General features: G+C 55.7%; 20 protein-coding genes. All 20 read right to left on the bottom strand.

What is annotated here, in order from left to right; translation table 11 throughout:
• Positions 1 to 534: 534 nt before the first annotated feature.
• The gene (locus tag NFS22_RS18110; RefSeq protein WP_016317159.1) at positions 535 to 753 is read right to left on the bottom strand and encodes a hypothetical protein; all 219 of its coding nucleotides are present in this window, start codon (positions 751 to 753) and stop codon (positions 535 to 537) included.
• Positions 754 to 799: 46 nt separating this feature from the next.
• Positions 800 to 1402: an ImmA/IrrE family metallo-endopeptidase gene (locus NFS22_RS18105; protein ID WP_251319108.1), complete on the bottom strand. Its 603-nt coding sequence runs from the start codon at positions 1400 to 1402 to the stop codon at positions 800 to 802.
• The gene (locus NFS22_RS18100) at positions 1399 to 1788 is read right to left on the bottom strand and encodes a helix-turn-helix domain-containing protein (protein ID WP_016323166.1); all 390 of its coding nucleotides are present in this window, start codon (positions 1786 to 1788) and stop codon (positions 1399 to 1401) included. The genes NFS22_RS18105 and NFS22_RS18100 overlap by 4 nt, the downstream gene beginning before the upstream one ends.
• A gap of 202 nt (positions 1789 to 1990) precedes the next feature.
• On the bottom strand, positions 1991 to 3340 hold the full coding sequence (locus tag NFS22_RS18095) for a YwqG family protein (protein ID WP_251319107.1): 1350 nt from the start codon (positions 3338 to 3340) through the stop codon (positions 1991 to 1993).
• Between the two features lie 165 nt (positions 3341 to 3505).
• Positions 3506 to 4465, bottom strand: a complete 960-nt coding sequence (locus tag NFS22_RS18090; protein ID WP_251319105.1) for a helix-turn-helix transcriptional regulator — start codon at positions 4463 to 4465, stop codon at positions 3506 to 3508.
• 23 nt (positions 4466 to 4488) lie between these two features.
• Positions 4489 to 5709: a hypothetical protein gene (locus tag NFS22_RS18085; RefSeq protein ID WP_251319104.1), complete on the bottom strand. Its 1221-nt coding sequence runs from the start codon at positions 5707 to 5709 to the stop codon at positions 4489 to 4491.
• Between the two features lie 110 nt (positions 5710 to 5819).
• Positions 5820 to 6260: a hypothetical protein gene (locus NFS22_RS18080; RefSeq protein WP_251319103.1), complete on the bottom strand. Its 441-nt coding sequence runs from the start codon at positions 6258 to 6260 to the stop codon at positions 5820 to 5822.
• 132 nt (positions 6261 to 6392) lie between these two features.
• Entirely contained in the window at positions 6393 to 6950 is a 558-nt protein-coding gene (locus NFS22_RS18075) for an SMI1/KNR4 family protein (protein WP_160577227.1), read from the bottom strand.
• Between the two features lie 106 nt (positions 6951 to 7056).
• A complete protein-coding gene (locus NFS22_RS18070) occupies positions 7057 to 7773 on the bottom strand; it encodes a hypothetical protein (protein ID WP_251319102.1) in 717 nt (238 codons plus the stop codon).
• An 18-nt stretch (positions 7774 to 7791) separates the two neighbouring features.
• On the bottom strand, positions 7792 to 8118 hold the full coding sequence (locus NFS22_RS18065) for a PH domain-containing protein (protein ID WP_251319101.1): 327 nt from the start codon (positions 8116 to 8118) through the stop codon (positions 7792 to 7794).
• A gap of 20 nt (positions 8119 to 8138) precedes the next feature.
• Positions 8139 to 8885, bottom strand: a complete 747-nt coding sequence (locus tag NFS22_RS18060) for a tetratricopeptide repeat protein (protein WP_251319100.1) — start codon at positions 8883 to 8885, stop codon at positions 8139 to 8141.
• A gap of 184 nt (positions 8886 to 9069) precedes the next feature.
• Complete coding sequence (locus tag NFS22_RS18055) at positions 9070 to 9738, bottom strand: hypothetical protein (protein ID WP_251319099.1); 669 nt, start codon at positions 9736 to 9738, stop codon at positions 9070 to 9072.
• A 3-nt stretch (positions 9739 to 9741) separates the two neighbouring features.
• Positions 9742 to 11934: a hypothetical protein gene (locus NFS22_RS18050; protein WP_251319098.1), complete on the bottom strand. Its 2193-nt coding sequence runs from the start codon at positions 11932 to 11934 to the stop codon at positions 9742 to 9744.
• A gap of 18 nt (positions 11935 to 11952) precedes the next feature.
• Positions 11953 to 14154: a hypothetical protein gene (locus NFS22_RS18045; protein WP_251319097.1), complete on the bottom strand. Its 2202-nt coding sequence runs from the start codon at positions 14152 to 14154 to the stop codon at positions 11953 to 11955.
• A gap of 75 nt (positions 14155 to 14229) precedes the next feature.
• Entirely contained in the window at positions 14230 to 14682 is a 453-nt protein-coding gene (locus tag NFS22_RS18040) for a DUF4176 domain-containing protein (protein WP_251319096.1), read from the bottom strand.
• Positions 14683 to 14738: 56 nt separating this feature from the next.
• Positions 14739 to 16202, bottom strand: coding sequence for a hypothetical protein (locus NFS22_RS18035; RefSeq protein WP_251319095.1), 1464 nt, complete (start codon positions 16200 to 16202; stop codon positions 14739 to 14741).
• A gap of 25 nt (positions 16203 to 16227) precedes the next feature.
• Positions 16228 to 16632, bottom strand: a complete 405-nt coding sequence (locus NFS22_RS18030; RefSeq protein WP_251319094.1) for a hypothetical protein — start codon at positions 16630 to 16632, stop codon at positions 16228 to 16230.
• Positions 16633 to 16741: 109 nt separating this feature from the next.
• The gene (locus NFS22_RS18025) at positions 16742 to 16918 is read right to left on the bottom strand and encodes a hypothetical protein (protein ID WP_023348403.1); all 177 of its coding nucleotides are present in this window, start codon (positions 16916 to 16918) and stop codon (positions 16742 to 16744) included.
• Positions 16919 to 16922: 4 nt separating this feature from the next.
• Positions 16923 to 17516 carry a VanZ family protein gene (locus NFS22_RS18020; RefSeq protein ID WP_251319093.1) on the bottom strand — a complete coding sequence of 198 codons (594 nt, stop codon included), beginning with the start codon at positions 17514 to 17516 and terminating at the stop codon, positions 16923 to 16925.
• 240 nt (positions 17517 to 17756) lie between these two features.
• A complete protein-coding gene (locus NFS22_RS18015; RefSeq protein ID WP_251319092.1) occupies positions 17757 to 19193 on the bottom strand; it encodes a hypothetical protein in 1437 nt (478 codons plus the stop codon).
• Between the last annotated feature and the right edge of the window lie 78 nt (positions 19194 to 19271).

Raw genomic sequence — 19271 nt, 5'->3', positions numbered from 1 at the left:
ATATACATACAATCCACTTCATCCCCGTCCTCAATACAGTCCTTCATGAAGCGGCGGCGCTGCTCTAACGGCAGCCGCCTGTTTTTTTTCAGAATGGCGTCCCACTCCTCTTGTGTCGCGGCGGCAAGCTGCCGGGTACCGTTGACCTGCTTATAGACCAAATATGTAAATTTCATTTGGGTGATCTCCAATCTCAAAATTTGGGGGAAAGGTGCGGTTTTGAGATTGGAGGTCACGGGTATTTCGCTGTATAGGGCTGCCAAAAGTGCAGAGACATAAAAATCCTTTCCGCCTTTCAGCTGGCGAAAAGGACAACAAAAAAGGAGCCTTACACATAGCTAAAAAGCTACCTGTAAGGCTCCGAACGCGATGGCTCCCGTAGTTACATCCCTGATATCCCGGCCTGCCGCGGCCCGAGTATCGGGCGGGGCCGGTCAGGAGAGGCAGTGTAGTGCGATGTGATACGCTGCCTGCTCGGTGATGACGGGCGGTTGGTGCGCTTGACGAAGTATTGGGGTTGAGGGAGAGACGGGATCACGCTCCCGCCTGCTGCTGCTCAATATTTACTTCTCTCTGAAATATCATGCCGATCTGTGCCCCGCATTTTGGACATTTGGTGAACCACTCCGCCTTGGCGGACTGCCGTGGCCCGAAGAGCCGCAGGTGCGCGGGATCTGTCTGGCTTGCCGCGTCCAGAATACGGCCCCGGTGACAAACCGGGCAGTAGATCGTGCGGGATTCCTTCTCCTTCATTTCCACCTCCTGCTGTTCCCTTTTTAGTGAACATTATGATAAAACTTTACAGCAGTCGGTGGTTGGTGAGCCGGATGCGCATGGCCTGCCTGGACACCTGAAACACATCGGCCATATCGTCGATGAGCTGGCCGTCCTGACGGCCTCCCCGGAGCTGGTAGAAGCACCGCTTGATTTGGGCGATGGGCATAAGGATGGCGGAGCCAAGCATATTGGCCTGTACTTCCAGGGTAGTCTCGGACTGTTCTGTAATCATAGCCGCGCTCCGGCCTGTGCCGGTGTACAGCTTTTTGTGGAGTATCCAATGGGCCAGCTCGTGGGCACAGGTAAAGCGCAGACGGCCTGTACTTGCGTCCTCCTCACAGAGCGAGGCGTCAATGAGAATGGTGCCGGCTTGGACAGGGAAGAGGGTGTACTCCTGGTTTTCCATGTCATACACCGCCTCCAGACCTTCGTCAAAAATGGTCTTGCCCAGGATGCGGCCATTCTTCCGGAGATACTGGTACTCCAGGGATACGCCGTGGGCCTCGATCATCTCCTCAATGGGGACGGCGGCAGGGGAACCGTAGTACAGCGCGGAATCATAGCCGCACAGCACCTTTCGCGCAATATTTTCAAGCACCTGTTCCTGATAATAGATATTTGTCATGGTCCATCCCTCCTGTTCTTGGACGTCCGTTTGGTGATACGGTCAATAAACTCCTGCCACTCCTCGTCAGTGGCATCCACCTCCTTGGCGGTGCGCAGAGCGGCGCGGACGATATCCCGCTCCATGATGTACTCCGGCAGATCTGCTGGAACCTTCATTTTATGGGATGCGGCTGCCAGATCCAGAAACAGCTCCCGCTCCTCTTTGCTCAGATGCAGTTCCTCTGCCAGCCTGTCCAGATGTTCCTTGGCCGGCGCAGGTTTACGGTCTGTTTCGATGATGCTCATATATACGGGAGACAGGCCCAGCCGTGCGGCCAGCCCCCGGAGGGAAATTCCCAGCGCCATCCGCTTCTGGCGGACAAAGGCGCCGAATGTCTGATTCATTTTGCATACCCCCTTTATCGTTTACCCGGTAGTAAACGGCTTGACCATAGTATATCGCGTCTTTGTTCGATTGGCAAGAGGGCAAAAATGAGGTGTCCCCAGTTGGGAACACCTCACGAGGTTTCGACTTTTTTTGACGCTGTATTGGGCGATAGACTGGAATCCGCTTATTATCCAGAGGGATATATACGGGATCGGACCGTCAACAGCAGTCCCAATTGTAGAGCACCCGGCTGAAATCCAGCTTCTCCAGGTCCGTCCGGGAGATGAAGAAGTTGGCTACGCCGCAGTCCCCCCAGAGAATGGAGTAGCCGTTCTCCTCGTTTCGCATGGAGTCGATCTGGAGCAGCAGGGTGTCGAAGGGGCTGTCCTCACTCCGGGGGTCCTCCTGGGTAAAGCTGGGGTAGCCCAGCATCCAGTGGCCGCCGTTCATGCAGCCGTCGTCGGTCTCCAGGAAGGACTCGAACAGCTCGTCATAGGCGTCCTCGTCCAGAAACTCATAGGACTTCTGCTCCCCCATGTCCACCCCCATCACCTTTTTCACGGTCTCCCGGAAGGCTTCCTCAAAGACGAAGGAGCGGTCGTTGGCGGAGCTGTCCGCCCGCTGGGCATAGATAGCCAGCTCCTCCTCCAGGGGGCTGGTTCTGTAGTCGTCCACCAGGCCGGGCGCGCCCAGGGCGGACACCTGCTCCGGTGTGACGCTTTTGTCAATTTCGGGGTGGTAGACGACGCGGTAGTTCTTCTGGTCCGGGGCGTAGGCGAAGTTGCAGCCGAACATCTCGTCCAGGCCGATGAAAAATTGCAGCAGTCCGGCCTTGGGGAAGGGCTTGTCCATGTCCTCCGCCCCAAAGTTGATCTGGGCCAGCAGCTGCATGGGCTGGCCCTTCTCGTCCGCTGGGTAGGGCAGGCTCAGGTCCCAGTAGGGCAGACCGCCGATTTTGCTGTCCGTCAGGCCGGGCTTTTCGCCCCCCTTGACCCGCAGCCGGTAGGCGGGCACCTTGGTTCGGGCCTTGATGTCCTCCAGCAGGGCCTCCAGGGGGACGTCTCCCTGGTATGGCTTCCGTTTGGGCGCTGGCTGGGCGGCCTGGACCGGGTTGTGTTCCTCAGCGAGGTAGGGGGAAAACTCCACCTTGGTGTTCAGCCCGTCCAGCAAATCCGTATTGACCAGTTGCTTTTTCTGCGGCAGGCGTACATATCGCAGGTTGGGCAGCAGTGTCAAAAGAGAGCAGTCTCGAAAATCTGTTTGGCCCACATCCAGCTTTTTCAGCTTTACGCAGTTTTTCAAAAAGGCAAAATCCTGATGGCTGAATCCCCATGGGAAAATCAGCGTGTGCAGATTGGGCAGCTCCCCCAGAATGTCGAAAGCCCCTGCCTCGATCTCCAGCCAGTCCCGGGCCAGCATACCGCCGCGCCAGAGCTGGAGCTGAGGGTCGCACTTATTGCGCCACTTCGTAATGGCTTTTACTTTCGTCAGGTCGTAAGGCTTGTCGGGAAACCCCACCGCGTCCTCGATGGCCTTCAGCAGCCAGGGGTCGATTTTTTTCATTTCCATATAAAGAGTATCCTCCTCAGTACCAATGCATAATTTATGAAGCAACGCAAAGTTAATCAGCGGTGAATCATGTTGACTCCATATAAATTATTTTGATAGTGATTTCATCTCAATATCTCTTAACAAATGTTAATTTATTGTGTTGATTGTACCTCGAAAACGGTGCTACTGTAGCCACCTTGCCATCTCCCTCATTTTCGCCGCAATCTCCTCCGGCTCCATAATACGGATTTTCCCATCAAAAGTAAAGACCCAAGCGAAAAAGGGCGGGCTGGGTGCGACATCCACGGTGGCCTGGAAGTGCGCCCCGTCCACGATCTCCGTCTGCACCTCCTCTCCGAAGCGGTCTACAACGCTGCGCATGGTGCTGTTCTCGCACAGCAGTGTTATCCTCTGGATGTCGGCTCCGAACATCCCGAACACCTGGTGGACATACGCCGCGGGATCGAAGTCCTGCGCTGGTATGGCCTCCTGCACCAGCAGCTTCACAGCGGTCATGCGGTCTACACGGAACTGGGCCAGCTTGCCGTGTTTCTCCGACCAGCCCACAGCGTAGTAATAGTCCCGGCTCCAGATCAGGGCATAGGGGCTGAACTCGTACCGATAGCCATTGTGCTTGAGGACTTTTTCTTTCTCTGCGGTGTACTCTATGTACTGGAAGACGATCCGCCGCTTCTCCTGGATGGCGGTGTGGATCATGTCCACCGCATAGTAGATCGCCTCGTTGTCCTGCTTCGCTGTGCCCTCCATGTAGACAGGGCGGTTGAGCTGTCTGGCCTGCTCCTGGCTGGTGAGGGAGGCCAGCTTGCGGATCAGGCTGGCGCTTTTCTTCCTGGTGATGAAGTGCGAGGACTCCACCGCATCCACCAACAGCTTCAGCTCCGGCAGCTCGAACAGTCGGGAGCCGACGAAGTAGCGGTTCTGGGTGCTCTTGACACAGACAACGTCCACGCCCTGGTCAATCAGGATCTGGATGTCGCTGTACACACTCTTGCGGCCGGCTTGGATACCGTGGGATTCCCAGAATTGGAGGATGTCTGAAACGGAGGCGGCGTGCTCCTCATCTGTAAGGGTGCAGAGATACTGCTGGAGCAGCAATATCCGAATTTGCGCTTCGTTCTTCATAGGTCACCTCCGGTTGTCAATGTTTAAGGCTTCTTTTTCCGTCGCTTCTCCAGGATCAGCTGAAGCCGCCGAGCCTCCCGCTCCTTTTCCTGACGATCCTGCTCCGCCCACTGTTGCCTGATCGCCTCATACCGGGGTTCCGTCTGCTTCTCCCAGGCCCGCTCCTGGCTGACCCACCGCTGGATCTCCGCCTGATACAGTGCCCGGTTGGCGGGGTCCAGCTCGATCAGCCGCTCCAGGTCTCTCAAGGCCCGGTGCCGCTTTGAGAAGTCCGTCAGCGCTGCCCTGGCCCGGAGGACATAGACGTCGGTAGGCTTCTCATAGCTGCCATACACAGGCTCATAGGTGGCATAGTCCAGAAAGCCCCAGGCGATGCTTCCTCTCAACCAGAATGCGCAGAAAGCGGCCAGCACTGCCAGCCGCTGGCATTGGGGATCGCACTCCGGGCGGCTGACTGTCTGCCGGTGAAATCTGACCGCCTCAATGATCTCCGCCGGGTCCTTCTCCTCGAACTCGAATTCCTTCACGCCGCTCTCCTCCAGCAACCGGCGGACATACTCCGGGGACAGTGCGGAGGGCAGCCTGTCCAGCAGGGCCTTCCCCTCCGGCGGCACTTCCGTGGAGACAGGCGGCAGCTCCCGTTCCAAAATCTCCCGCAGTTTGGGATAGAGCGGCTGGAGAGGCGGAGCCTCTTGCAGCTGATCGAAGGCCCAGGGAAAGCCCAGCCGGGCCATGAAGTCCGTCATCTGCCAGCAGTCACCGTAGGTGAAGCGGTCATCAGGGCAGGCGGTCTCGTCCATCGCATCTTCATCCAAATCGGACCAATGAACAAGATACCGCCGCATCATGCCAGTGTCCCAGGTGGGGAGCCAGCCCGACAGCGCCGCCGGATTGCCGGTCAGGCGCTGTTTTTCTTCCGGGCTGACAGGGCCAAAATAGTCCGGAACGGTGTTGAAGTGATCCTCTTCGTCTCCGCCGTAAAAATCATAGCCCCAATAGTCGCCATCGTAGATGTACAGCAGCAGCACAGGGTTCTCCGAGACGTCGGACAGGGCCTTTGCAAGCGGAGCAAAGCCCAGGGTGTCCCCCTCTATCAGAACCTGCGTGCCCTCATAGCTCTGCGCGTATCTGCACGCTTCCAGGTCTATATAAAACACCGGATTCTTTGCCGCCGCTTCCACGGCATCACGGGCTATGGATTCATCGCAGCCCGGGAACAGGGCGGTTTGCAGGAATAGTCCCATGTAGGAGATCCTCCTTCTTTATACCTCAGATGTAAAGCCTGCCATCTCAAAAAACTTCCGTCTGCACGCTGGGCACTCCGATGGGATCACCAGCGGGCATAGCTTTGTCTTCACATATCCGATCCGCATCTGCCGGAGGGTATAGCAGCACTCCTTGTTCCGCATTTCCTCATGCCTCCCGTCCGGGGCGTAGTAGGGAAAAGCTGTCCGCAGCAAGGGCAGTGCCAAAAGAGTTTCGCCGTATGCCTCAGCCATCTGGCGAGGAAGGCCAGGGGCAGCAGCACAAAGGATACCATAGAGAGCAGGAACGCCATGGCTCCAATCCCCTCCAGCAGAGCCTTCTTGCCCCAGAGCAACGCCACAACACCCGCTGGAAAGTTGCTGATAACCAGCACCACAAAGCCTCCCCACTCTATCAGGAACAGCGCCTGAGCGAAGCGGCGGCACCAGCGAAACCGGGGCGGCATCTGCGGGTATATGTAGGAAAAGGGCGCAGCCCGGTTATTCTGTTGCTGCCTATAAGCGGCAAAATCGTCTTCTTTCCGTCTCATACGCTTTGTGCCCTCATGGATCGGTTCTCCTTGCTTTACTCCTATAACCATCTGTTCAACGGTTTTTTTATATGCCGTTTCCGTTGGCGGCTGGGGGATTTATATTCTTCCCAACAAACTTGAATTCATTGTTTAGTCATAGTCCGTTTCATCGTATACAAAATCTTTGAAGTAGTCGGTTGTATCCTGGTTATCCAACCACAATTCAAACCACCCCAGAAAATCTTGCGGTTCACAGCAGGGCTGGACACCAACATCCGTAAAATTCCAAACTTCTCCTTGATGATTTCCAGTGATAATCAAATTGTAACTATTTCCGCATCCCAAATTTATCAATTCAATATTTCCCCGATAAACCTTATTTTGCATATCAGCTTCAATCACATCTCCATCTCTTTCGTCATCCTCCCAAAGCCAAAATTTCTCAAGCAGAAAAGGCTTTGATAACTCCTGTTGTGGACAGCACTCCAAATCATTCAGCCGACAGCCATCAAGCATACGCTTACAGCCATTTCCAATATACTTCAAAAACATACGATACGCCTGCGGCAGTTTTACATTATGACGGCTTTCAAAAGACATAATTTCTTCTTCTGTTAGACATTTTCCCATTTCGATATTGAGCTGAGATATTTTTGTTTTGATTCGCTCTATCACTTTTTCGTAGTCTTGTGGTTCATAAACTGACATATCAATTCCTCCAATTTGAGTTTATTGTCCTCTTTGTTTGCGGGGCCGAACAATCCCAAACAAAATTGTCCGCCATAGCCCGCACCGCCTCGTCTGCGCTTTTAGCTCACTCGCCACGGGTGGAGAGCCTGCGTTTTGAAACAGCCTTTTTGATACCCCACACAATCACGGCGGCGGCCACGCACACGGCAAGCCGGAGCAGAACATCCAGCATCCAGTTGACCTTCCCGTACCGGTACATATCCAGCACATAGACCGGATCAACGTCGTAGTCCTCCGCCATCTGATTCAGCATCCGCCGCTCCTCGGTGGTGGTATAGCGGACATAGCCAGTGGGGTAGGTGTCTGTCCCTGTCAGCGCCAGGTAGTCATCAAAGTAGACACAGAGCCAGGAGTTGTCCCCCAGCTCCATCAAATAGTATCGGTTATAGAAACCGCCGGCCGCGACCCGCTGGAGCGCATATTCCCAGGCCGGGAGCGGGTAGTCCGCTGTGATATATTCCGAAACGTACACGGATCTCTTTGTGCCGCCGTTGTGGTGGTAGTGCGTCCCTTCCTGGCCCACATCCCGCAGACGGGCCAGCGGGCAGGGCACAAGTTCACCGCCAACCACGGTGACTGGGGTACTGCCCAAGAAGCAGATTTCGATCTCCTCCTGTCCCTGGAGGCGCTGGACACCCCCGCCAGGTTGCTGACCCTGCTCCGTCCCAGTACCAGCCCAGAGGTCATACAGCCAGCCGGTGGGAAGCGCCAGCACCACCAGGAAGGCGAGGGCGGCGCACAGGATATTGCGAATTATGGTATGTAGAGAATGCTTCTTCATGTGCGCCGCCCTCCCTTGTCAAATTTCCTGTACGCCTGCCTGCCGCAGCCAGTCCTGGAGCTTCTTGGCCGGGAAGCCGGTGAGGGGATACTCTTTTCCGTCCTTGCTGTGGATCGTCACTGCGGTGAACAGCGCGATCTTCCCAACGGAAAAGCCCTTGATCTCCTCCAGAGGCAGGTTCATGTCCGGGTCGCCGGGCATCATGCTGATCTTGAAGCACGCCCGCTGGTTGGTGACGAAGACGTTGCCCTGGAAGGGCTTTTTCGTCAGGCCCTGCTTCTGATAAAGGGACATCTGACCGCTGCCGATCATCGTCTCGCCGGGTTTCATATCCAGTTTTGCCATAACTTTATTCTCCTTGTAATTTATTTACTACCCTGTGGGCAGCTATTGAATCCATGTTCGTTTAGCCATAACTGCGCATCCAAAAAACCTGCTTCAGCGGACTTGCAATACCATTGAGTGGCTTGCTCTAAATCACCCTGGGCTTCGTAATACTCACCAAGCCGATAAGCCGACAGTCCGTTTCCATTGCTGGCAGATCGTTTATACCAATGCAGGGCTTTTTCCATATCCTTAAAATGGTTTTGCTGCATTTCTCCCATGTTATATTCCGCTGTGGCTTTAGCATAAATAGGCACGTCTGGAAATTCGATTATCTTTAGATTCCACTCCATTGCCTTTTTGTAATTGCGCCGATCTCGATAATATTGAGCAAGAATTTCCCCCGCTGCGAGCACACCATTTTCAAAGGCTTTTTCACGCCAGAAGATACTTTTTCGTGTATCTGCAACTACCCCCACACCACAATAATAACTCCCCAGTGTGTACTGCGCCATGGGCAGTCCCTGTTCGGCAGCCATTTTGCACCAGTAAAAAGCCTGATTGTTTTTCTTTCCATAATAGAAATAGAGGGCCAACCTATACTGGGCATCAACGTGACCTTGTTCAGCGGCTTGTTTCCAATAGCAGGCCGCTTCCTTCCGAAGAACAGCGGCCTTTTGATAGGTGGTTTGGCAATTAACAGCAGGATCTTTCCGCCCGGACTCCTCCAATCGCTCCGCCTCTGCGTCCAATTCCAATCCCTTTTGGTAAAGTTCCGCTATCTCCATAGTAAACCTCTAATCATTCTATTTCTCAGGCCGTCTTCTCCTGGAACGTCCACTGGGTATAGGATGCGGCATTGCAGTTGGTCAAGTCCGCCATCTTCAGTTCCGTGAGGTAGAAGCCGATGTAGAGGGTACTGTTGCCGCCCTCCTGGACATCCTCTGGGGAGGAGACCAGCTACTACTGGAGTTACTTCGGCACATATCCGGAGCCGTTGCAGGTCTTGCACACCTTTCCGACATCCAGTTTCAAGACCCGTTTTGCAATAATACCCTTTCCCTCGCAGTCCGGGCATGGAACGCAATCACCCTCTGGCTTTGGCCTCACGGAGCCGGGATGAGCTTCTCTGTATTCCTCAAACTGCCCAAAAATCTGCTCCGCACTTCGCTTGAAATCTGCTGCTGTTGTGATGCCGATCCGTTTCAGCACCCCAGCTGCCTCCAGGGTCCGCTCAAAGTCTTTGAACCCAGTCGAGAACCGGCTAAGGCCCACTTTCCGCTGCTGTCCTCCGACCAGAATCACAAACATATACCCGCCTTGCCAGCCGGCCTGCACTCTGTCTCCTGGAATGTCTTCCCAGCGGAAGCGGTGCTGTTCCCGCCGGGAGCAGTGGAATATCACTGTTTCCGCATCATACTCCACCCATCCGGTTCCGAGATAAAGCGCACGATAGGCGGCGAATAAAACCAGTCCGCCGAACAGAACCGCTCCCACCACAAACAGGAGGCGCTCCTCATGGGACAGTGTAGGATCAAAGACGGCCAAGTACAGGAATAGACCCGCCATCGGCAGGAAAAACGCGGCGAAAAGCAGGATCACCACAATTTTAGAGAACATTCCCGCTGTGCATTTTTTCATACATTAGCCTCCCAGCTCCTCCAGCACCGGCATGGTCAGGCCGATGATCCCCTCCAGCTCCTTCAGAGCGGCGGGGTACTCCTCGTCCACCAGCTCAGGCAGTCCGGTGATCTCCCGGAGCAGGTAGTAACCCTCCCACTTGCTGTCAGCATACAGGACGGCCTGACGCTTCTGGCCGTTCTCCTCATAGACAGTCAGCTTGCAGGCGGCGTCCAGATCCTCCCGGTACATCTCATCGTCCACGCCGTCCTCATAGACCTGCCCCGTTGCGGCCAGCTCCTGCTGGCGGGCATCAACCACCGCCTTGGCGTTCTCGCCGGGGACGATGGTTGCGTAGACCCGCAGCCCATGGGCCTCCGTCCGGATTGCCCGGCCACCGGCGGAGTAGATGGGCGAATCGCTGTAGGGGACGTACACATCCACAAAAGCGTCGTGTCCAAAGAGGTCGGTTTTCAAATAGGCCGCCGCCATATAGGTGCAGTCCCGCACCTCGGAGACGTGGATCTGGGTCTGATAGTTTTCCTCTGTCACCACGGGCCCATCAAAGCGGACGCTCTCCAGGGTGAACATCAGATTTGCCAGAACATCCTCACTCTTGTCGGAGGCGTTTTGCTCTGCCTCCATGGTGAACAACGTCCCGTCATCAGAGAGAACGGCGGCGGTATGGAACGCCTGACCGTCGGTGAGGTATACCGAAACGATATTGTACCGGGATGTCTCATTTAGAGGGGTCAGAGGCTCCTGATCCAGATAGACCGCGTCAAACCGGTCGTAAAGAGGGTCGATGCGATATTCGCTGATATACTGGCTCAGGGTGTCCCATGCGCCGCTGGCATCCACGCCGTACTGGACATAGGCCCGATAGCGTGTGCCGGTGTTGCCGTCCAGGAAGGTGCGCCGGCTGTATTGGAAGCCGCTGTCCACCCGGAACCACACCTCGGACATCTCATATTCCGTGATCTTCTCCGGCACCCTGGTGGGAATGCTCTTGACCTCCGGCTGTGTGTTCCCCTTCGGCGCGGAGTCCGAGGTCTGGGGCCGGTTCCACGTTGGGCCGACATAGACAGACATATCCAATGCCCAGATTCCGGCGATGAGCGCAGCTGTGACCGCAAAGGAGAGGGGAATGAAGATCCAGCGGGCGGGCGTCGGCCCCTGGGAGCGTTCCATGCCGGAGACGGGGCAGAAGTCGGGATAACCCTTGCTGATCCGCAGTTTTTTCCGCTTACCGTTTTCCGATTCATAGAAGCACGTCCAGCTCCAGTTGTCCTCCTTCTCCACCTGGAGGTCCTTCAGCTCCGTCAAGGCACCGGTACCATAACTGGGGGCTTCGCCGTCCAACAGGCAGCTGATCTCACACAGGACGTCCCATTTGATGGCTGCCTGTTTGCTGGAGGACTGGCTCCACCAGTTCTGGACGCTGCAAAATCTCTGCAAATCCACCCGCCACAGTTTCCCGCCGGCCCGGACGAACAAAATATGGAAAGCGTTGCACAGTTGGAGCGTAGGGATCGACCAGCAGAGCAGGAACACCCCGCTGATAAATCCGCCCAAGACGATGGCGGTCATCCACCGGGTTTCCTGGATAAACGCGGTGGCGATAAATCCGCCCACCGATATGGCCATGATCACCAGCAGCGGTACAAAAACGCTCAGCCGCAGCGGACGCATCCAGTCTTTCCGCAGGGCGTAGAACTCCCCCTGGATGGGCGGCTGTTCATCCGGTTCAGCGGGGCCTTCCGGACGTTTGACCGGCTTACGGAGGCTGGAGATGAGGGTCGGGATTCCGCCGACCAAGGTAAAGAGGTATTGCAGCGCCAGTTCTCCCAAAAAGATTCGCCTCAGCTCGCTGTCCTCCAGAAACAGCCCAATGCTCTGATAGATCAGAAAAAAGCTGACCTCCTCTGTGGCGACCTCCATCACCGCAAGGGCAAAGCACAGTTTGGTGGCGACGTAGGTCATCACAAGAATGAACAGCCCGGAAATGACCGCGCCCCGCTTGGTGAGCTTCCCTCCCAGCAGGGCATAGCCCTTGATGGCACACACCGCCATGACCAAGCCGGACACCGCGGACACATATCCCAGTTTGCTGAGGATGACGATGCAGGCCACGCCGATCAGGGAGCCTAAAAACGCTCCCACAGTACCTGCGATCACATTGTCACGGGGGTTCTCCCGCTCCCATTCCAAATCCATACTTTTCCTCTCTTTCTATTATTGGCTGTGCCGGCCCAGGTCTTCCATCACAGAGACTTCGATGCCGCAGGTGGTCTCCATCTCCTTGAAAACCGCCTGATATTCACTGTCCACCTCCTCGGGCAGACAGGTCATCTCCTTGAAGAGATAGCACCCCTCCCGCTCCTCTATGGCCACCAGTACCGTGACGCGGGTGCGCCCCCCGTCATAGTAGACCGTGAGGCGGCAGGCGTTGTTGCCCTCCTCGTTGTAAGCGTCCTGGAACAGCGTCTGTTCATCGTACTGCCGCCCCGCCGCTTTCAGATCCTGATACGCCTGCTCCACCACATCCATGGCAGTTCCCTCGTTTGGAACAATGGCGGCGGAGACCCGGAGGCCGTGGGCCTGGGTCATCATAGAGATACCGTCGTCGTAGTAATTCATCTTTCCGCCGCAGGGCATGAAGGTGTCCAGAAACACATCGTACTCAAACATCCCCTCCGGCGCCTTGAAGAACGCCTGGCCGCAGTAGTTGAAGCCCATGTTGATGGCTGGGCGGAGCTGTTCCTGATAGTTTTCCTCTGTAATGGCTGGCCCGGTAAACTGGAGGTTTTCCAGCATATACAGCAGGGTGCCCCGCGCCAGCTCCTCATCGGCATCGTCATCGTGGACGCACTCAATGATGATCAGCGTGCCCCGCTCGGACAGGGCCGCACCGGTGTGGGCAGTTTGATTGTGGGGGAGCTGTACTGTCCGGAGATCGTAGCGGTAGGTGACCCCGTTGTCCCCCATGCCCCAGAGAAATTCCTCACTGTCCGGGCGGAGGCAGCGGACATTTTCTCCCTGCGTTCTCCCCAGAGAAATTTGGGCGGCTTCCTCGCCTACACCGTATTGCAGGGATATCTGGTAGGTGAGGCCGTTCTCCTGGTCCTCCAGCTGGGTTGTGGACGCCTGGAAGGCGTCATCCGTCCGGAGGATCAGGCCGTTTAAGTAGTAGTCCCCAATGACCTCGGGGGCGATGGCCTTGGTGACGGGTGTGGAATCCTTCGGGTCAGGCACAACAGACTCCACCGGGGGTGGCTCTGGCGGGAGGAGCGCGGCCCGGTGTTCCTCCCGCAGGCCCAGACCAAAGCCAGCCGACAGGCAGAGGGCGGTGATCAGCAGGGTGACAACTGGATTCAGCCACCGGACAGGCACCGGCTCTTTCAACGCCTGAGTATCACCGGGAACTGGGCTGAAATTGGGATAGACCTTTGGGATAGAAGCTTTGCGCCCTGCATCACTGGATATGACCCATCCCCATTTGGTTTGGTACTCCAGCTTGGGCCTGCCAATCTTGGTGGCAATATTATTTTCTTTTGACAGCAATAGCAATGAGGCTATGGATGCCTTGAAGCGAGTCCGTTGGCTTTGAGGCAGCCGTTCCCATATTTGAGCCAGTTTTGGAAATCGTACATGCAGTGTCGTATCCTGGATACGCTTCATCGCAATCAGCCAAAGCTGCCCGTCCTTTCGGGCGTACATCACCTTGCGGGCCGCGAGAATCTGCCCGGAGGGTCCAGGCAGGGAAGCAATCACCAAAAAACTAAAGCCCATACCGCATAAGGCGTAGAACAAGGCCAGCTCATGGTCCAGCAGATCAGGCAGCCATACGAGGAGAAAGAGAACCGTCAGCCACAGCCCCTGGGTGATCCTCCTTTGCAGGAGCCAGGGACGTATCCAGGCGTGCTTGGGCAGGTAGAGTTCCAGATCCGCGGGCGGCGCTTCCTGGGGGGCCTGACAGGGCCGGGAGGCCCGCTCCAGGAATTCCTGTGCCTCCTTAGCCTCACGGAACATGGTAGTCCAGGAACCCAAAGCTGCCGCTGACAATCCGGCGAATTGAAACCAATAGTCGGTGCCGCCTGTGATGAACAGCGGGCTGAGGAACGCCCGCCACACGCCTGCGGGATCGCCAGGGGCGGCGGCAAGGGCGAAACTCAAATGGTTGACAAAAATTCCCCAGAGAAGTGTCGGAAAGAGCGCCAGCAACACCACAGCCTGGCTGTTCCTGTTGGCAAACAACACCCCGCCCTTGACCGCCCAGAATGCGATTGCCGCTCCGCAGAGTAAGGCAGGAATCCCGCCGATCAGGTAATTCGCCGCCAGAAAGCAGTCCGCTCCCAGCGCCGCGCCCAGGAACGCCCCGGCCAGTGCCGCGGCGGTACGGGAAGACTGCCGCCCCTGTTCCCATTCTAATTCCATGATCGTTGCCTCCGTTTTGAATATCTGCTGTCAGGGATAGCTCTCTATCCCCTGTGAATGGGGATCAGCTTCGTTTCAACTCCCTTTTGAAACAATCATTCCGTCCCGAATTTCCAGTTCGCCCAATTGATCCAACACATCATGCCGATAATCTAATTCGTCCTGGTCCTCGTAGCCACGGAAATACACGGTTTCGATAGCGTCTCGGTTAAAGAAGAACATGGATTGCGGATCTACAATTCCTTCCGGATAGTAACAGGCAGAGTAATCATAAATGATATCAGAACCCGCCTGTGCCTGAATGCGTCCGCAAATCATAATCCGCTTGTTTCCGCCTTTCAGAAGAACGACTGACCCAATCGGCAGAAATTCATCTTCATTGTATTCAACAGAGGTATTGGACACCTCGCTTGTTCCCCCATTTTCTGGAGGATTACCAGATGGAGATCCTTGATTACTACAGGCCGCAAGCGATATAAGCAACGAAAGCCCCAGCGCAACAGCAAGTAATCTTTTATTCATGCTCATAGCAAATTCCCTCTAAACATAAGCAATACTTGATATTTATTTGTTTGGGCGCTTTATCACGCCCGGATATTCACTCCGCCCCCGCCGATAGCCGCAAGGAAGTCCCGCCAGCTGTCCGCGTACTTCTGATAGGCGGAACTGCCCAGGCTGGAGGGTTTGCCGATCTGCTCCATCAGCCGGTTTACACTTTTCTCCAGCGGCGAAACCTCCTTGGCATCGGGAGCGGTGTAGAAGTTCTTCCAATAACTCTCCATGTTGATGCCCCAGCGCAGGGCCTGAGGATTCCGGGCAGTGGCCTGGGCGGTGATACTCTGCCCGTAGGAGGCCCCGGCGCGGATAGCCCCGGCCCCATCGCCGCCATTCTGCCGGAAGGCGTTCAGCGTGGCGTCGTAGATGCCCTGGAACACGGAGCGATCCACAGGGGCGAATGTCCCTTTGGGTTCGCCAGGGGCAAGGTGGCTCTCCCGTTGGGCAAGCGCCTGGTCCAGCGCCGTCAGCGCGTTTTCGTGCCCCTGAGCGCGGCTGTTCCGAAGCAACGCGGCCATGTTTTCGCTCACCAGTCCCTTGGAGATCATCGTCTCTGCCTTCATGTCCGCCAGGGACAGGCCCAGCGCCAGCGTTGCCTCGTTCCGCCCGCAGAAGGATGCATCAAAAATCTCCGTCCGGTAGCTTTGGGCGATCTGCCCGGCGGCGGCCAAGTCCTGCACCGAGTATCGGGCCTCGCTCTGACCGGCCTTGTCCGCCGCCCGGAGCTGGGAGGCGATATAGGCGTCGTGGTTCTTCAGCCATACGCTGTCGGGGCCGGTCTGCTCCACGGCCTCATGGACCTGCTTCAACGCACCCCGGTACGTCTCCTCTTTCTCCGCGAGAATGGTGGAAAAGCTGTCCCGGACCGCCTGGGCGTCGCTGTCGGACAGACCCAGATTGTCCTGCAAAGTCTGGGTGTAGCCGTCGATCATCCCGGATTTCCCGGCCTGATAGACCTCCTCCAGCTTGGCAAGCTGGGCGGTCAGCTCCTCGCCGGTGTAATTGCGCTCCAGCTTATCCCGCGCCGCCACATAGCGGGAAGCCAGATAGTCCAGCCCGTCCTCCAACTCCTCCGGGGTGGTGGTCTTGAACGCCTCCAGCTCCTGCATCAGGCCAGTCCAGTCCACCGATCCGTCCAGACCGTTCTGCCGCAGGGTGTCCAGGTAGGCGGACAGCTCCTCGTCGGTGGGCTTCATGGTGTAAGAGCCCTGCCGCACACGGTCCTGCATCCGCTGGATGCTGGTGGGGTCGAAGATGTTGAAATCAAAATTTTCCTTCTTCCACAGACCTTCCGCCGCGTCCCGGATGGAGTAGTCCTCCCGGTAGCCCTTGCGGTCGGAGAGGTCCAGGTGAAGCAGTCGGGCGGAGCCCTGGGACGTGCCGCTGCCGGAAGTCGCGGCGGCGCTGGGGTCACAGCGGAAGCCCGCCTGGGGCGTGCCTATGGTAATCTGGTTGGTGATGTTGGGGATGCTTCCTATGTTTTGGATGTTCATAGTGGTTCCTCCTAAAAGTAGATTTTTATGTATTTACTGAAACTTGGATTAACGATGGAATACCCGCTTCGGGCAACAAAAATATAATAATCGTACTAATCACTTGAAGTATAGCAATAAACATAAGCAGATACTTTATTCCATGCTTAAACTTTGAAAAAGGCAGCAACATCCAGCCAGACATCAAAATACATATGATGGAAACAACAGCACAAATTCCGAATGCAATATAAACATTGATTTGAGCGATTTTCTCCAATAATCCAGTCAAATACAATATTATATGGACCGCTTGTAGAGTCCCTGCCACAATACATATTCGCTTACTATTTTCAGATTTGAAGGAATTGCGTCTTAACAAAATAAGTACCCCGATTATCGTTAAAACAAGTAAAATTCCAATTCCTGCGTAGACAGTAAAATTCATCATCTCACACCTATCTTCCAACGCTAAACCCAAACATTAGATGCAAATCGTCACTCCTTACCATGTATTGGAATGGTAGTAGATCGTTCCGGTTTGCGTTCTGCTTGACTGGCTACTCTTTCACAAAGAAAATACCTGCAATGCTGATGATGATCCCCAAGACAAAGAGGCCCAGCGCCAAACCCTCCGGGCCGCTCGTTTGAACATCTATAACGCAGATTCCCATAATGAACAAGCTGGCTAAAATAAGTATAATGCCGCTCAGTGTTACTCTCAAAGATTTGCTCATATTTCTATTCTACCTCATGTGGTTGGTTCTTTGCTGTGGTAAAAATCATTTTCAAAATGTAGAATACAGCGGTAGACGCAGTAACCCCAACACAATTCAAGATAATATCGTTTATATCAAAGCTACGGCCAAATACAGGTTGCAGCAGCTCGATCCCCAGTGTAGTCACAAATCCAGCAATTAACGTCTGTTTCCATGTGCTGCCCTGTTTGAACAGTGGGTAGAGGATGCCAAAAGGGAGGAACATTACAATATTGCCCAAGTTCTCCGCACCGAAGTTGTGGAAGAAATCGGGGATAAAATCATACTCAAATGTGAACCAGTGGTGACTCCTTCCGCTGGGTGCATGGTAAAAGAGAAAATAGTAAATGTCCCCAATGATGCTGTTAAGAAGCGTCAGGCATAGGAGCCCGGTGATATAGCAGACGAAAAGCGAAGACAAGATAATCCTTCCAGTGGAACGCCGCCGCCCCCGCCGGATCTGGCGGGCTGCATAGATTATCCCGGCAATCAGCGCAATAGGGAGTGCCTGCAAAAAGAAGCCTGGGTATGTGCTGAAAAAGAAATATTGAAAGTTCATATCGCTTGGAAAGTACATGAGGATGCCTCCAGTAAGGTATAAAATAGGCCGACTTATTCCACCGGAGCATTAGGGGATATATCGTGAGGGATGACTGTCTGGATGACAGCATTTACAGTTTCCCGGTCTGTGTCAGATAGGCGGAGGCTCTTCTGTGTGATACGTTATTTTTCTCTGTCTTTCGGACGCCGGACCGCCCGCAGGCTGGACGCTCCCGTAATCGCAGCGTCCAGCCGCGTTTCTACTCCCTCGGAATCCTTATCCCATCACATTTAAGAAGCCGTGCTGGTTATAAGAAGGAATATTTTCCCCGGACGGAACTAAGAAGCGCCCGTCCAGGCCAGAGAGCGTGGTAACGAAGTGCTGCCAGCTGTCCGCGTATTTCTCATATTCGGACTTCTGGGTCCGTTTACCGCCGTGCCAATCGGAGACCTCGCAGGACGTATAAAACCGCTCCCAGTAATCCGCCTTGGAGACGCCCCAGCGGGACACCTTGGTGTGATTCCTCCCGGCCTGTGCGGTGGCCGTCTTGCCGAAGGCCACGCCGTCCCGGATGGCCGCCAAAGCGTCACCGCCATTTTGACGGAAGCTGCCAAGCACGGAATCATAGATGGACTGGAACAGCCCGCGGTCCAGATCGGGATTCGGTCCCTGGCCGGGGAGGGCGTATTCCCGGCGGTCGGCAAGGCGCTGGTCCGCCAGATCCATCACCGCCTGATGGCGCTGCTCCAGAGACCCTTGCAGCATTCCCGCCATCGTCTCACTGACCACGCCCTTTTGAATCAGCGTCTCCGTCTTCATGTCAATCATGCTCAAATCCAAAGCCAGAAATGCCTCGTCGCCTCCGGAGCCCTGGCTTACGCGCTGATACATCTCCTGGTAAGCGCCGGCGATTTCCCCCGCCGCCCGCAGGTCGCCTAACGTGAGCTTGCCGCCGGAGGCGTTGTCCGAGATGGGACCGGTCGCGTCTCTCAGCTGGGAGGCCATGTACTGATCCTGATTCAAGAGCCATTCATCCTGGGTCCCGGTCAGCGTATCCGGCATTTGGGACTGCACCGACTGGAAGTCCTGCACTCGTTGGGAAATCAGCGTCTCCAAGGCGGAGCGCACCTCCTGGGTGTCGGCGTCCGACAGGCCCAGGGCGGTTTGCAGACGGCTTGCGTAACTGTCGGCCAGCTCGGTTTTCCCCTGCTGAACCACTTCCGCCAGCTCCCGACGCTTCTGCTCCACGGCCTCGCCGGTGAAATTTCGCTGGAGCTGCCCCTCCAGCGCCACGGCACGGGAGGCGAGGTAGTCGATGGCGTCCCCCAGATTTCCCGCGTGGACGGCGGAAAAGGTCTTGGAGAAGTCAGAGGAAATTTTGGAGAAATCCATCTGTCCATCCAGGCCGCGGGCTTCCGCCTGCTGTGCCAGCCGCGCCAAATCCTCTTCCGTGGGATCGAAACACAAGCCACCTGTGGCATTGGGGTCGTTCAGGTCGATGGTGTGGGCCTCTTTCCAGAGCTGGTTCAGGACATCGGACTTTGTATAGGAGTCCCCCAGCTTCGGCCCGGCAAAGTGCGCTAAGGAAAACCGGTCCGTGTCCGGCGTGGGAGCGGACAGGCTGGGCTGCGTCAGCAAAGGCTGACCGCCGCTGGCTGCGGGCCGCGTCTGGTTCTGGATGTTGTACTGGGAACAAATAATATTGGAAATCATGACAGTATTCAAACTCCTTTCAATCCCTCGGTTTTGCAGTAACAGGGCACTATGCCTGCATATCCACGCCCTGCCGGT

This window comes from Flintibacter muris (assembly GCF_943192995.1).
Classification (GTDB): Bacteria; Bacillota; Clostridia; order Oscillospirales; family Oscillospiraceae; genus Lawsonibacter; species Lawsonibacter muris.
Note: the sequence above shows the minus strand (reverse complement) of the source record. Positions and strands in the feature narration are given on the sequence as shown.